Consider the following 14,823-nt stretch of genomic DNA (forward strand, 5'->3'; position numbering starts at 1 on the left):
TCATGACAGATGCCTTTTTTTAGTTATTAATCTTCGCAAGAATGGCATTCCAGGCTTCGTCTTTTCCCTTTTTTGTTTCAGAAGAGAATAGGACTAGTTCATCAGATGGGGCAATATCAAGCGTCTGTTTGACGACTTTCGCATGTTTTTCCCATTTGCCTTTTGGAATTTTGTCCGCCTTTGTTGCGATGACGATCACAGGAACTCCGTAATATTTCAGGAATTCATACATGTTCACATCATCTACTGATGGCTTATGACGCAGGTCCACAATTTGGACGACTGCTTTTAATTCTTCACGCATTGTAATATACGTTTCGATCATTCTACCCCAGGCTTCACGCTCTGTTTTTGACACTTTAGCAAAGCCGTAGCCTGGAACGTCCACAAAATGGAGCATATCATTGATGATGTAGAAATTAAGCGTTTGAGTCTTACCTGGTTTAGAAGACGTACGCGCTAAATTTTTACGATTAATCAATGAGTTGATGAACGAGGACTTCCCAACATTTGATCGTCCAGCAAGAGCGATTTCAGGCAGTCCCCCGCTTGGGTACTGCTCTGGTTTTACCGCACTAATGACGATATCTGATTTTGTTACTTTCATCTTCCCTCTCCTACCAACGCTTTCTCAAGCACCTCATCTAAATGCGAGACCGGAATAAAGGTTAGTCCTTCTCTCACACTTTCAGGAATATCATCAATATCCTTCTCATTGTCCTTTGGAAGAATAATGGTTTTCAGTCCTGCACGATGTGCGCCTAATGCTTTTTCTTTTAGTCCGCCAATTGGAAGCACTCTTCCTCTTAACGTAATCTCTCCTGTCATACCTACCTCTTTTGACACAGGTCGTCCTGTGAGGGCTGATACAAGAGCCGTCGCAATGGTGATACCAGCTGATGGCCCGTCCTTAGGAACCGCACCCTCTGGAACATGGATATGAATATCATGCTTTTCATTAAAATTAGGATCAATGTTCAGTTCATCTGCCTTCGAACGAATATAACTGAATGCCGCCTGTGCAGATTCTCTCATGACATCACCAAGCTTACCTGTTAACAACAGCTTGCCTTTACCCGGAGAAAGTGATACCTCAATTGACAAGGTATCTCCGCCAACAGTGGTATACGCAAGTCCTGTGACAACTCCCACTTGGTCTGTCGTTTCAGCCTGACCATAACGGTAAAGTCTTTTTCCAAGAAATTCAGATAAGTTCTTTTCCGTCACCGTGATACGTTTGCGGTCTTCAGCCACAATTGCTCTTGCTACTTTACGGCATATCGCCGCAAGCTGACGCTCTAATCCACGAACACCCGCTTCTCTTGTGTAATAGCGAATCGTATCATAAATCGCTGCTTCACGAAGCTGCAAGTTCCCTTTCTTTAATCCGTGCTCCTTTAGCTGCTTCGGCAGAAGATGATCTTTCACAATTTCTGCTTTTTCAACCTCTGTATACCCTGCAATCGTGATAATCTCCATTCTATCACGAAGTGGACCTGGAATGGTTGCTAAATTGTTGGCAGTAGCAATAAATAACACTTGAGACAAATCAAATGTTTCTTCAATATAGTGATCGCTAAAGTTATGATTTTGCTCTGGGTCTAAGACTTCGAGCATCGCAGAAGATGGATCACCTCTAAAATCAGAGGACATCTTATCGATTTCATCTAAAAGGAAGACTGGATTCATCGTTCCTGCCTTGCTCATTCCGCGAATAATACGGCCTGGCATCGCACCTACATACGTTCTTCTATGTCCACGAATCTCAGACTCATCGCGCACACCGCCAAGGGAAACACGAATAAACTTTCGGTCAAGTGATTTGGCAATCGATTTAGCAAGTGACGTTTTCCCTACTCCAGGAGGTCCTGCTAAACAAAGAATCGGTCCTTTTAGTGAATTGGTCAGCTTCTGTACAGCAAGATATTCAAGCACCCGTTCTTTGACCTTTTCCAGCCCGTGATGCTCATCATCTAAAATTTCACTTGCAAGCTTTAAATCGAGACGATCTTCTGTATAGATGCCCCACGGGAGGCCGATCAGCCAATCAATATAATTTCGAATCACAGAGCTCTCAGCAGAGCTTGAAGGAATTTTTTCATAACGATTCAATTCTTTGAGCGCCGTTTCACGAACAGAATCTGGCATGCTCGACTCTTCGATTTTAGACATTAAAGAACTGACTTCCCCAGTTTTCCCTTCTTTGTCTCCAAGCTCTTTTTGAATAGCTTTCATTTGTTCACGTAAATAATATTCTTTTTGCGTACGCTCCATTGAACGTTTCACGCGCTGCCCGATTTTCTTTTCAATCTCGAGTACTTCTTTTTCATTGTGAATTAAGCTGATGACCCGGTTCAGCCGTTTTTTGACATCCACTGTTTCCAGCACTTCTTGTTTGTCCTTTAATTTGAGCGGCAGGTGGGAAGCAACGATATCTGCCATTCTCCCAGGTTCTTCAATATCCGTCACTGTTGCATATGTTTCAGCTGAGATTTTCTTAGAAATTTTTATGTATTGATCAAAGTGATCTAACAATGTACGCATGAGTGCTTCTGCTTCTGCGTCCTTTAATTCTTCTTCTGCCAATTCTTTAATGTCGACAGACGTATAGTCCTCAAGCTCCACATATGATTCGATCTGCGCTCGATTTAAGCCTTCAACGAGTACACGAATCGTTCCATTTGGCAGCTTCAGCATTTGTTTAATTTTTGTGTAGGTGCCGACTTTGAAAATTTCCTCTTCACCTGGTTCATCTATTGAAATTTCCCGCTGTGTTGCTAGAAAAATCATATGATCGTTCATCATCGCCTGTTCCAATGCTTGAACAGACTTTTCGCGTCCAACGTCCAAATGCAAGACCATTGTTGGATAAACAAGCAAACCTCGCAATGGAAGGAGCGGAACATTCTTTTTGATTTCATCTGCCATGTTGATTGACACCTCCGTCACTAGTATGAATCATTATAATATACCTGTTTCAGTCTTGTACAATGTAAAAGACTTGAGAAATGTTGATCTTACCGTAGTATACCCTTTCTTTTTATCTTGAAAAAGAAAAAAAGATCTATTTCACTAAAAAATCCCCATATATGATGGGGATTAAACAGATTTTCTTTTCATTTCGTCTTCTAGTCCATCTTTCTTCTCGTCTGGCGGGTTGACCAGACACTGATCCAGCACCTCTTGGAAGTGCTTCACAGGCACAATAGTGACCCCTTCAATCTCTTTTAAGATCGACTGCTGGTTGTCATAAGGAATAATGACAGTTGTGGCACCAGCCTGCTTCGCTGCCTTAATCTTCGGTATCACACCACCGATCGGCTTCACCTGACCTTGCAATCCGATTTCACCCGTCATGGCTGTCAGATGATCAATCGGAATTTGATGTATGGCTGAGAAGATTGCGGTCGCCATGGCAATTCCAGCAGACGGTCCATCAATTGGGGCACCGCCTGGAAAATTAATATGGATGTCATATTCATTTGTCCGAATGCCTAAATTTCGAAGCACCGTTAATACATTTTCAACTGACCCTTTGGCCATACTTTTTCGTCTAATGGATTTCGATTGATTGCCAATGCTTTCTTCTTCTGCAATCCCTGTAATATTGATACTGCCTTTTTCAAGCGCCTTACAGATATTCACTTCAATCTCAAGCAGGGCACCGCTGTTTGGTCCATACACAGCCAGTCCATTGACTACTCCGACTTTTGGCTTTTCCGGTACTTTTTGTTCATATCTTGGTGTCAGCTGGCTTGAATGAATGACCCATTCGACATCTTCAATCGTAATGTCTTTCCGGTTTTCTGTGACCGCCATACCCGCGGCAATCTGCACCATGTTGACCGCTTCACGTCCATTTTTCACATAGGAGGTTAACAGGTTGAGCCCTTCGTCACTTAATTCCTTTTGAATTTTTTGGACAGCCTTTGCAGCGACGATTTTCAGTTCATGCTGGTCAAGGTCTTTAAAGAAAATCTCCAGACATCTTGACCGGATCGCTGGTGGAATTTCGTCAGGTGTTCTTGTCGTGGCACCAATCAATCGAAAATCGGCCGGAAGTCCATTTTGGAAAATATCATGAATATGATTCGGGATTTGGGTATTTTCTTCACTGTAGTAGGCACTGTCTAAAAAGACTTTCCGATCTTCCAACACTTTGAGCATTTTGTTCATTTGGATCGGATGCAGCTCGCCAATTTCATCGATAAATAAAACACCGCCATGAGCATGTGTGACGGCTCCTTGTTTTGGCTGCGGAATGCCTGCCTGCCCCATGGCTCCAGCCCCTTGGTAAATGGGGTCATGCACAGAACCAATAAGCGGATCTGCAATGCCTCGTTCATCGAATCTCGCGGTTGTGGCATCGAGCTCTACAAAGACCGCATCTTTTTTAAACGGAGAATCAGCGTGACGCTTCGCTTCTTCCATCACAAGACGGGCAGCGGCTGTTTTACCGACTCCCGGTGGTCCGTAGACGATAACATGCTGTGGGTTCGGCCCGCATAGTGCCGCTTTTAGTGCACGAATGCCGTCTTCCTGCCCCACAATATCTTGAAACCCCTTTGGCCGGACTCTCTCTGATAAAGGTTCACTCAGCTTGATTGACCGCATCTTTCTGAGTGCTTCCATTTCTTTCTTTGACTCCTTGTCTATCGTCACCTTCTGTGTGCGCTGATTTCGCAGTAAGTTCCAAAAGTACAGCCCGATGACGATACCAAAGAACAGTTGTATGAATAATACGATTCCTGTCCAGCTCAATCGGTGCTCCCTCCTTCATCTATCGTATGTATTGGTTTCTGTCTGCTAGTATTTCCTAGAGCTGGACGGAATAAACACAACTTACACGATAAATAAAAAACTCCTGAATCAAAAAGATTCAGGAGTGAGATTACTCTTATGCAGATGTTTTCGTATCTTTATTGACGACTGTGCCGTCCTTTAACACAAGACGCGGCGACTCGCCATCAGCAACCGTTGCACCAGTGATGACACATTTTTCAATATCGTCACGTGATGGAAGGTCAAACATCACATCAAGCATGATGCCTTCAATAATTGAACGTAGACCACGAGCTCCTGTTTTACGCTCAATTGCTTTTTTCGCAATTTCGCTAAGAGCATCTTCTTCAAATTCCAGCTCTACATCATCAAGCTCAAGCATTTTTGTATACTGCTTAACGAGTGCATTTTTAGGCTTCGTCAAGATCTCTACAAGCGCTTCTTCATCTAATGGCTCTAGGCTTGCAATAACCGGCAAGCGGCCGATGAATTCTGGGATTAAACCGAAGCGAAGCAAGTCTTCTGGGAGTACTTTTGATAAAAGAACTTCTTTTTCAAGATCTTCGATTTTATTTTCTGCACCGAATCCAATAACTTTTTGACCTAGGCGGCGTTTAATGATTTGCTCAATGCCGTCAAAGGCTCCACCACAAATAAAGAGGATATTTGTCGTATCGATTTGAATGAATTCTTGATGAGGATGCTTACGTCCACCTTGAGGCGGTACACTAGCGACAGTTCCTTCAAGAATTTTCAGTAGTGCTTGCTGAACACCTTCCCCAGATACATCACGAGTGATAGAAGGGTTTTCTGATTTTCTTGCTACTTTATCGATTTCATCGATGTAGATAATGCCTTTTTCCGCTTTTTCTACATCATAATCGGCTGCTTGGATCAGCTTTAGTAAAATATTCTCTACGTCTTCACCAACATAACCTGCTTCAGTTAGTGATGTTGCATCTGCAATCGCAAATGGCACATTTAAAATACGAGCAAGCGTTTGAGCAAGTAATGTTTTACCGCTTCCTGTTGGCCCAATCATAGAGATATTACTTTTCGAAAGCTCAACGTCATCAATCTTGCTGTTGGAATTGATCCGTTTGTAGTGATTATAAACCGCTACAGCTAAGGATTTCTTCGCATTTTCTTGACCGATGACATATTCATCAAGAATCTCCCGAATTTCATGAGGCTTCGGAACATCCTTGAATTCAACTTCTTCCTCAGTGCCGAGCTCTTCTTCAACTATTTCCGTGCAAAGCTCGATACATTCATCACATATATATACGCCAGGTCCTGCGACCAGTTTACGCACTTGATCTTGCGTTTTTCCGCAAAACGAGCATTTTAATTGACCTTTTTCCTCGTTGAATTTAAACATTCTTTCACCCCTTATTCTTCTTCACTTGCCTGTAGCTAACAGTCAGCTACCTTTCTGGGTCCAGTATGTATGCATTTTACCATACTTTCCTAAAAGACGGTAATGATGTGTTTCTAACACTGCACATTGAGATATGTATAACAGAAAGATGTGACTTACACTATCGTTTCCAAAAGAAGCGATGATAAGTCAAAAATTGTACAAAACAAGGCACGAGTCACTCGCGCCCTGTTTTATTATTATGCACCATATTAACGGTTTTCTACAAGAAAATCAATTGCTTTACGAACTTTTAGATCTTCTTTCATTGCGTCAGTAGATCCGATCGCTTGTTTGATATTTTCAATTGGCATGTTGTATGCTTCAGCCATTTTTGAAAGCTCTTCTTCTACTTCTTCATCAGACACTTGTAAGTTTTCTGCAGCAGCAATTGCTTCAAGTGTTAGGTTAGATTTCACGCGTTTAGCAGCATCTTCTTTCATTTGCTCTTTCAGCGCATTTTCATCTTGTCCTGAGAATTGGAAGTAAAGCTCAAGGTTCATTCCTTGCATTTGAAGGCGTTGTTCGAATTCTTTCATCATACGGTCTAGCTCTGTGTCAACCATCGCTTGTGGGATGTCAACTTCCGCATTTTCAGAAGCTTTCTCAACTAGCTCTTCACGAAGTTTACCTTCTGCTTCGTTTTCTTTCGCTTCTTCAAGACGTTTCTTTGTTTTTTCAGTTAGTTCAGCAAGAGTTTCTACTTCTTCATCAACATCTTTCGCGAACTCATCGTCAAGTGCTGGAAGTTCTTTTGCTTTGATTTCGTGAATTTTCACTTTGAATACAGCTGGTTTACCTGCAAGGTCTTCAGCGTGGTATTCTTCTGGGAAAGTGACTTCTACGTCTTTTTCAGCGCCTGCTTCAAGACCAACTAACTGCTCTTCGAAACCAGGGATGAATGAACCAGAACCTACTTCAAGAGAGTAGTTCTCAGCTTTTCCGCCTTCGAATGCTTCTCCATCAACGAATCCTTCGAAATCAAGAACAACTGTATCGCCGTTTTCAATTGCGCCTTCTTCTTTGACAACAAGCTCAGCTTGACGGTTTTGCATGCCTTTTAACTCTTCTTGTACATCTTCATCAGTGACAGTAGCGTCGTCTTTTTCTACGTTAAGACCTTTGTAGTCACCAAGTTTCACTTCAGGCTTCACTGTTACTTTTGCAGTGAAGATTAAGCTTTCGCCTTTTTCGATTTTCTCAACATCGATTTCAGGGCGATCAACTGGCTCAATACCAGCTTCGTCGATTGCTTTTGGATACTCAACTGGAAGAAGAATATCTAATGCATCTTGATAAAGAGATTCTACACCAAAACGCTGTTCGAAAAGACCACGTGGTACTTTCCCTTTACGGAATCCAGGGATCGATACTTGCTTAACAACTTTCTTAAACGCATCATCAAGTGCTTTGTTAAATGTTTCAGCATCAACTTCTACAGTTAAGACGCCTTCGTTACCTTCTTGTTTTTCCCATTTTACTGACATGTGTGTTTCCCTCCAAAAATCTATTCAGATTGTGCGTTGTTACATTCTAAAGCATCATAAAGACTTCGTCCAATTAAAAACCACGCACGCCGCTAAAGAAGCGGTATTATGTATACAACATTTGACTTGATTATACATATCGTCTTTCAACCATTGGAATCGACAACTGCACGATATATGCACAAATACAACCATTATATTATAACATAACAAGTCCGTCTTTCAACTAAATCGACAAATTACAAATAAGAAATTTCTTCAATATCTTTCAGCATTGTGTAAGCTTCTCTCAGCTCTCGTTCATCAAATTCATACAATAGATGCAATTCTTCGAGGTCAATCTCGATCCCATGCATTTCATAGCCGACTTTATGAAGTGCTGCTGCCCAGAGATTCGGATCTGTGTATTTAGGAAGAAATGGATATAGGACAAATAAGTGCCGGCGCCATAACTCTTCCACGCCTTGGTAAAGGGTTGGGTTCTCATTGCCGAGTGTGTCATCGAGCTTACGAAGGACTTGCTGAAGCAGCGGCATCTGCTCTGGCTTTACAGCCTCAGAAGGAATAAGGGTTAACGAATCACCGAACTTCGTCACATGAACCGGCTTTGCCACATCATGATCTGACAGAAGCTGCAGGATCAATGATTTCACCAAAGGGTTTCCATCAGGCTTTTGTAGGATCGTATTTAATAGACCCATGTGCGGCGTGATGTTTCGGTCTTTCAGCGAATGGATGAACTGCACCTGCTCCTCTGGCCGCTCGAGCATATCATCTATATTGATTTCACCGCCATCCTCTTCATCTTCATCTAAAATCTGTTCAGGCGATTCGATCATTTTTCTACTAAATTCGAGCAGCTTGTAAAAATGCTCTGCGCTTTCTGCTGGAAGATGGTTTTCCTCAAGTACCGCCTCAATTGTCTGCTTCACTTCTTCATATTCTTTCAGCTGAATCAAGATTGTCATATACACTTGAAGCACGGTGAAGTAATGACCATATCCCTCATGCAGCATCTTTTCACACACACGCTTTGCATCCTGCAGCTCGCCCAGCTCCAGAAAACAAATCGCCATACCGAGATGAATATCGGATTCTTCATCGTCATCATAAGATTTTGCTTCTGAAAACAAGTGAAGCGCCTCTTGATACTGTTTATCTTTTAATGCTGCCATTCCTTTTTCAATCAGTCTTTCTTTCAGACCAGGAAACAAAATGACATTATCTTTCTTCTTGTCATGTTTCATGCTTACGTTCCTTTCGGGCGCATATTTTTTATCAGTTTACCAACGAAGGTTAGTAAACACAAGTAACGAGAGGTTTTCATGCAAAAAAGAAGCCGTCACACCTCGGGCGGACGGCTTCTTGTTGTTTACGCACGCAGCCAGCTGCTGCGCTTATCTTCAAATGCTTGAATGTCATCTTCTAGTAGTAAAGTTAATGAGATCTCATCATAGCCATTCAGGAGCATTTCTCTCCAGTGAGGATCCACATCAAAAGGAGTGATATTCCCTTCGTGATCTTCTATTTGCTGTTTTTCAAGATCAACTGTCATCTCATACCCTTTGTTCTCATATGACGCAACGAATGTTTTCCACACATCATAATCAAGACGAATCGGAAGCATCCCATTTTTAAAGCAGTTTTGGTGAAAAATATCTGCGAATGATGGTGCGATGACAATTTTGAAACCATAATCATCAAGTGCCCAAGGGGCATGTTCCCTTGATGATCCGCAGCCAAAGTTTTCTCCTGCGATCAAAATGGATGCTCCTTCATAAATCGGCTGATTCAGTTCGAAATCAGGATTAGGGCTGCCATCGGCTAAGTACCGCCAGTCGAAAAAGGCAAACCGGCCATATCCTGTTCGTTCAATTCTTTTCAAAAATTGCTTCGGAATAATTTGATCTGTATCTACGTTGATACGGTTAAGCACAGCGGCTTTTCCTTTGTGTGTGACTAAAGGCTCCATCTATGACAACTCCTTACACGACTGTTTTCTCTTGATTAAACTTCCTGACATCGACAAATCGGCCATGTATTGCAGCCATTGCAGCCATTGCCGGGCTGACAAGATGCGTTCTCGCACCTTTTCCTTGACGCCCCTCAAAGTTACGGTTTGATGTAGATGCGCAGCGTTCTCCTTCTGGTACCACATCGTTATTCATGCTGAGACACATACTGCAGCCAGATTCTCTCCATTCAAATCCTGCTTCAAGGAAGATTTCATGAAGACCTTCTTCTTCTGCCTGCAATTTGACGCTTTGAGAGCCAGGCACGACAATCGCTCTGACATGATCGGCTACCTTTTGTCCTTCTATCATAGAAGCTGCTTGGCGTAAATCAGTCATTCTTGAGTTCGTGCATGAGCCAATAAACACATGCTCAATCGTAATATCTTCAATACGCTGATGAGGATGAACACCCATGTATTCGTACGCACGAATCGCTTCTTTTTGATCATCTTCTTGCGCAAAATCTTCAGGTCCTGGGATGGATGCATCTACAGGCAGCACCATTCCTGGGTTAATTCCCCATGTGACCATTGGTGAAATCTCATTCCCATCTAAAACAATCGTTTTATCATAGGTTGCACCCGGATCTGTTTTAAGTTCTTCCCATTCTTTAATCGCTGCTTCGAAGTCTTCTCCCTGCGGTGCATATTTGCGTCCGCGGCAATATTCAAAGGTGACTTCATCAGGTGCAATCAATCCTGCTCTTGCGCCTGCTTCAATCGACATATTACAAACGGTCATACGTTCATCCATCGTCATGTTTCTGAATACTTCCCCAGTGTATTCAATGACATAACCTGATCCAAACTTCACGCCATGCGCACCAATGACTGCTAAAATGACATCTTTGGCCGTTACCCCTTTTTGCAGCTTTCCGTCTACTCTAATTTCTAATGTTTTCGGACGCTGCTGCCAAAGTGTTTGTGTGGAAAGTACGTGTTCGACCTCACTTGTACCGATTCCAAAAGCAAGTGCGCCAAATGCGCCATGAGTGGATGTATGACTATCTCCGCAAACGATTGTTTTTCCCGGAAGTGTCAAACCAAGCTCTGGTCCAACGACATGGACAATTCCTTGGTCTACACTGTGTAGGTCAGCTAGGCGGACACCAAATTCAGCACAGTTACGCTCTAGAGCACTCACTTGTTTTTTAGCAATCTCATCTTTGATCACAAATCGATTCACAGTCGGGATGTTGTGATCCATCGTCGCAAACGTATTTTGAGGTCTTCTCACCTTGCGCCCTTTTTGTCTTAATCCTTCAAACGCTTGAGGCGATGTCACTTCATGCACCAAGTGCAGATCAATATATAAAAGGTCTGGTTTCCCCTCGCCGCTTTTGACAACGTGCTGATCCCATATTTTTTCGATGATTGTTCGAGGCATAACCCTTTTCCTCCCTCTACCTAATTCCACAAGATTCTATTTATACAATTGTTTTCACACGCTGCTTAAGTGCGTCTACAACTGCGTGAGTGATGTCTTCAGTTGTTTGATACGTTCCCTCTTTTGCCGATAAATCCTTTGTTCTTTTGCCTGAGGCAAGAACAGTTTCTACAGCTTCTTCTATGGCAGCCGCTTCTTCTTCTAACGCAAAGGAAGTTCTAAGCAAGCTTGCTGCCGATAAAATAGTTGCCAGAGGGTTTGCGACGTTTTGCCCCGCAATATCGGGTGCTGATCCATGAATCGGTTCATATAAATGAAGGCCGGTGCTTGATAGACTAGCAGATGGCAGCATACCGAGTGATCCAGTAATCATTGAAGCCTCATCACTTAAAATGTCACCAAACATATTCTCTGTCACAATGACATCAAATTGTGCAGGCTTATAAATCAGCTGCATGGCGGCATTATCAACGAGCATGTGCTCAAATTCAACGTCTGGATATTGAGAAGCCACTTCTTCTACCGCATCCCGCCATAGCTTACTAGAAGCCAGAACGTTCGCTTTATCCACAGACGTTACTTTTTTCCGTCTCGTTAACGCCATGTCGAATGCTTCTTTTAGTACACGGACAATCTCTTCCTTTGTATAAAGAAGCGTATCAACCGCAGCTTCTTTTCCTTCTTCATCTGTATAGCGCTCACTTGGTTCACCAAAATAGAGACCGCCTGTTAATTCACGAACGATGACAAAATCGACTCCGTTAATGTGATCCTGTTTTAACGGTGACGCCTCGCTTAAGCTATCGAACACTTTGACAGGACGAATGTTAGCAAATAAGTCCAATTGTTTACGAATGGCGAGTAAGCCTTTTTCCGGACGAAGCTCTGGTGGATTTTGATCCCATTTGGGTCCGCCGACTGCTCCTAATAAAATCGCATCAGCGCTCTTGCATACATCAACCGTTTCTTTTGGGAGCGGATTGTTTTTTTCATCTATTGCGATACCGCCAATGAGCGCCGTTTCGAATTCGAATTCGTGCCTAAATTGAGCCGCTGTCTCTTTGAGGACAGCGACAGCTGATGTCACAACTTCCGGTCCGATTCCATCGCCGGGCAAAAGTGCAATTTTCTTTTTCATGAGGACCTACCTCCTTTCCTATGAGATCGCGTGATGTTTCTCAATTTCAATGAGATTTGATTTAAAGATTAAATGCCTGTTTACTGCATTGACGTAGGCTTTCGCCGATGCTTCCAGCACATCTTGCGCTACACCGCGTCCTGCTGTTTCTTTTCCTTCTATTGAAACAGTGACATATACTTCGGCTAGTGCATCTCTGCCTTTTCCATTTGATTGAATACGGTAGTCTAGCAAATGAATTCTTTCCTCCATACAGCGCTCCAGCGTGTTGTACACAGCTTCTACACTGCCTGCGCCTGTAGCTGCTTCTTGAATGACTTCTTGCGTTTCTTGGTTTTTCAGAGAAACTGTTGCTGTTGGCATTTGTTCTGTTCCATAATGCACTTGAAGACTTTCAAATTCGTAGCCAATTTTTCGGTCTGCTACTTTTTCTTCTAATATAATAGAGATCAAATCATCATCTGTGATTTCTTTTTTCTTCTCCGTCAAGTTCTTAAAGGTTTCGAAGAACTTATTGATTTCTTCTTCTGTTAGTTTAAATCCTAGTGTTTTCATGCGGTCTTTAAACGCATGTCTTCCGGAGTGTTTCCCGAGGACAAGCACATCTGTTGTCACGCCGACAAGCTCTGGAGAAATAATTTCATAGGTTGTTTTTTCTTTGAGGAAACCATCTTGGTGAATACCTGATTCATGTGCAAATGCGTTGTTTCCAACGACTGCTTTATTACGCGGCACAATCATGCCTGAGTATTTGCTCACTACATCACTTGTACGCTTAATTTCATTCAATTGAATCGTTGATTCGACCTGATAGAAGTCTTTTCGAATGTGAAGAGCGACTGCAATTTCTTCTAAAGCAGCATTTCCAGCGCGCTCGCCAATTCCGTTGACAGCCGTTTCAATTTGATCTGCTCCATTTTCAATGGCTGCAAGTGAGTTTGCTACAGCCATCCCTAGATCATCGTGACAGTGAGCGGACAAGTTGACACGGTCGATATTTGGAACGTGTTCCTTCATATATTTAAAGATATTACCGTATTCTTTTGGCGCTAGGTACCCAACTGTATCTGGCAAGTTAATGACACTTGCTCCAGCGTCAATGACCTTTTCTACAATTTCTGCCAAGAAAGCAAGATCTGTACGGCACGCATCTTCTGCTGACCATTGAACAACTGGAAAACGTTCTTTCGCATATTTCACCATGGAGACAGCTTGTTCTACGACTTCTTCACGTGTTTTCTTTAGTTTATGCTTCAGGTGAATGTCAGAAGTGGCAATAAAGACATGAAGCCTTGACTCCACTCCATCTTTTAATGCTTCCCATGCAGCATCAATATCACCTTTCACACATCGTGCAAGACCAGCAACAGAACAGTTTTTAATCGTTCTTGCTATTTCTTGTACGCCTAAGAAATCCCCTCGGGATGAAGCGGGAAAACCCGCTTCAATGATATTAACCCCAAGGCGCTCAAGCTGCTTTGCAATGATTAGCTTTTCTTGTGCATTTAAGTTCACTCCGGGTGATTGCTCTCCATCTCGAAGTGTTGTGTCAAAAAAATTAATTTTTCGCACCGACGCTCACCGCTTCCTTTTTCTTTCCTTGTTTGACGAAAGGCATCATTTCACGAAGCTTTCTTCCAACAACTTCAATTTGATGCTCATTTTCATTAGCATTGATCGCATTGAAACGTGGACGATTCACTTGGTTTTCAACAATCCATTCTTTTGCAAATGTTCCGTTTTGGATATCAGTCAAGACTGCTTTCATCGATTCTTTTACGTTTGCATCCACAACGCGTGGTCCTGATACGAAGTCTCCCCATTGTGCTGTATCAGAGATTGAATATCTCATGCCTTCTAATCCTTCTTCGTACATAAGGTCAACGATCAGTTTTAATTCATGCAGACACTCGAAGTATGCTAGCTCTGGCTGATAACCAGCTTCTGTTAATGTTTCAAATCCTGCTTTTACTAGTGAAGTAAGACCTCCGCAAAGGACTGCCTGCTCACCGAATAGATCCGTTTCCGTTTCTTCTTTAAATGTTGTTTCAAGAACGCCCGCTCTTGCTCCGCCGATTGCTTTTGCATAAGCAAGCGCTTTGTCTTTCGCTTGACCAGATACATCTTGATAGATAGCAAATAGTGCAGGTACACCAGCGCCTTGCTCATATGTTCTTCTCACAAGATGTCCTGGACCTTTTGGCGCTACAAGATACACATCTACGTCACTTGGAGGAACAATTTGATGGAAGTGAACGTTGAATCCGTGTGCGAAAACAAGTGAGTTGCCAGCTTCTAATTGATCTTTGATTTCTTCGTCATATACTTTCTTTTGCTGCTCATCTGGTAGTAATACCATCACGACATCTGCTTGTGCTGCCGCTTCTTTTACTGTGAATACTTGATGGCCGTCTTCTTGTGCTTTTGTATAAGATCCACCTTTTCTCACGCCGACGATGACATCTACGCCGCTTTCTTTTAAGTTCAATGCATGTGCATGACCTTGTGATCCATATCCAATGACGGCAACCTTTTGACCGTTTAATACGTTTTCTTGAATATCACCGTTATAATATACTTTTACCATTTGACTCT

At 42.6% G+C, this 14,823-nt stretch carries 11 protein-coding genes; all 11 read right to left on the reverse strand.

The features are described 5' to 3' along the window. Positions 1-19 precede the first annotated feature (19 nt). Positions 20-607, reverse strand: a complete 588-nt coding sequence (yihA, locus tag MHI16_RS12750; RefSeq protein WP_003216344.1) for a ribosome biogenesis GTP-binding protein YihA/YsxC — start codon at positions 605-607, stop codon at positions 20-22. Beyond that, positions 604-2,928, reverse strand: coding sequence for an endopeptidase La (lon, locus tag MHI16_RS12755; RefSeq protein WP_058014523.1), 2,325 nt, complete (start codon positions 2,926-2,928; stop codon positions 604-606). The genes yihA and lon overlap by 4 nt, the downstream gene beginning before the upstream one ends. A gap of 171 nt (positions 2,929-3,099) precedes the next feature. After that, a complete protein-coding gene (gene lonB, locus MHI16_RS12760; protein ID WP_012010784.1) occupies positions 3,100-4,761 on the reverse strand; it encodes an ATP-dependent protease LonB in 1,662 nt (553 codons plus the stop codon). A 136-nt stretch (positions 4,762-4,897) separates the two neighbouring features. Next, the gene (gene clpX / locus MHI16_RS12765) at positions 4,898-6,163 is read right to left on the reverse strand and encodes an ATP-dependent protease ATP-binding subunit ClpX (protein ID WP_058014522.1); all 1,266 of its coding nucleotides are present in this window, start codon (positions 6,161-6,163) and stop codon (positions 4,898-4,900) included. Positions 6,164-6,414: 251 nt separating this feature from the next. Further along, on the reverse strand, positions 6,415-7,689 hold the full coding sequence (gene tig / locus MHI16_RS12770; protein WP_034661695.1) for a trigger factor: 1,275 nt from the start codon (positions 7,687-7,689) through the stop codon (positions 6,415-6,417). A gap of 239 nt (positions 7,690-7,928) precedes the next feature. Next, the gene (ddcA, locus tag MHI16_RS12775; RefSeq protein WP_268466300.1) at positions 7,929-8,936 is read right to left on the reverse strand and encodes a DNA damage checkpoint antagonist DdcA; all 1,008 of its coding nucleotides are present in this window, start codon (positions 8,934-8,936) and stop codon (positions 7,929-7,931) included. A 125-nt stretch (positions 8,937-9,061) separates the two neighbouring features. Continuing rightward, complete coding sequence (leuD, locus tag MHI16_RS12780) at positions 9,062-9,661, reverse strand: 3-isopropylmalate dehydratase small subunit (protein WP_058014520.1); 600 nt, start codon at positions 9,659-9,661, stop codon at positions 9,062-9,064. A 13-nt stretch (positions 9,662-9,674) separates the two neighbouring features. After that, complete coding sequence (gene leuC / locus MHI16_RS12785) at positions 9,675-11,090, reverse strand: 3-isopropylmalate dehydratase large subunit (RefSeq protein WP_034661700.1); 1,416 nt, start codon at positions 11,088-11,090, stop codon at positions 9,675-9,677. Between the two features lie 40 nt (positions 11,091-11,130). Then, a complete protein-coding gene (gene leuB / locus MHI16_RS12790) occupies positions 11,131-12,228 on the reverse strand; it encodes a 3-isopropylmalate dehydrogenase (RefSeq protein ID WP_058014519.1) in 1,098 nt (365 codons plus the stop codon). Between the two features lie 18 nt (positions 12,229-12,246). Beyond that, the gene (locus tag MHI16_RS12795) at positions 12,247-13,800 is read right to left on the reverse strand and encodes a 2-isopropylmalate synthase (RefSeq protein ID WP_342497977.1); all 1,554 of its coding nucleotides are present in this window, start codon (positions 13,798-13,800) and stop codon (positions 12,247-12,249) included. After that, on the reverse strand, positions 13,787-14,815 hold the full coding sequence (gene ilvC / locus MHI16_RS12800) for a ketol-acid reductoisomerase (protein ID WP_058014517.1): 1,029 nt from the start codon (positions 14,813-14,815) through the stop codon (positions 13,787-13,789). Before ilvC ends, MHI16_RS12795 begins: the two co-directional genes overlap by 14 nt. Between the last annotated feature and the right edge of the window lie 8 nt (positions 14,816-14,823).

The sequence above is a fragment of the Bacillus sp. FSL K6-0923 genome (genome assembly GCF_038630825.1).
Classification (GTDB): domain Bacteria; phylum Bacillota; class Bacilli; order Bacillales; family Bacillaceae; genus Bacillus; species Bacillus pumilus.

Coding starts and splice junctions, on each gene's coding strand:
- yihA (WP_003216344.1), bottom strand. CDS start 607: ATGAAAGTAACAAAATCAGATATCGTCATTAGTGCGGTAAAACCAGAG.
- lon (WP_058014523.1), bottom strand. CDS start 2,928: ATGGCAGATGAAATCAAAAAGAATGTTCCGCTCCTTCCATTGCGAGGT.
- clpX (WP_058014522.1), bottom strand. CDS start 6,163: ATGTTTAAATTCAACGAGGAAAAAGGTCAATTAAAATGCTCGTTTTGC.
- tig (WP_034661695.1), bottom strand. CDS start 7,689: ATGTCAGTAAAATGGGAAAAACAAGAAGGTAACGAAGGCGTCTTAACT.
- ddcA (WP_268466300.1), bottom strand. CDS start 8,936: ATGAAACATGACAAGAAGAAAGATAATGTCATTTTGTTTCCTGGTCTG.
- leuD (WP_058014520.1), bottom strand. CDS start 9,661: ATGGAGCCTTTAGTCACACACAAAGGAAAAGCCGCTGTGCTTAACCGT.
- leuC (WP_034661700.1), bottom strand. CDS start 11,090: ATGCCTCGAACAATCATCGAAAAAATATGGGATCAGCACGTTGTCAAA.
- leuB (WP_058014519.1), bottom strand. CDS start 12,228: ATGAAAAAGAAAATTGCACTTTTGCCCGGCGATGGAATCGGACCGGAA.
- ilvC (WP_058014517.1), bottom strand. CDS start 14,815: ATGGTAAAAGTATATTATAACGGTGATATTCAAGAAAACGTATTAAAC.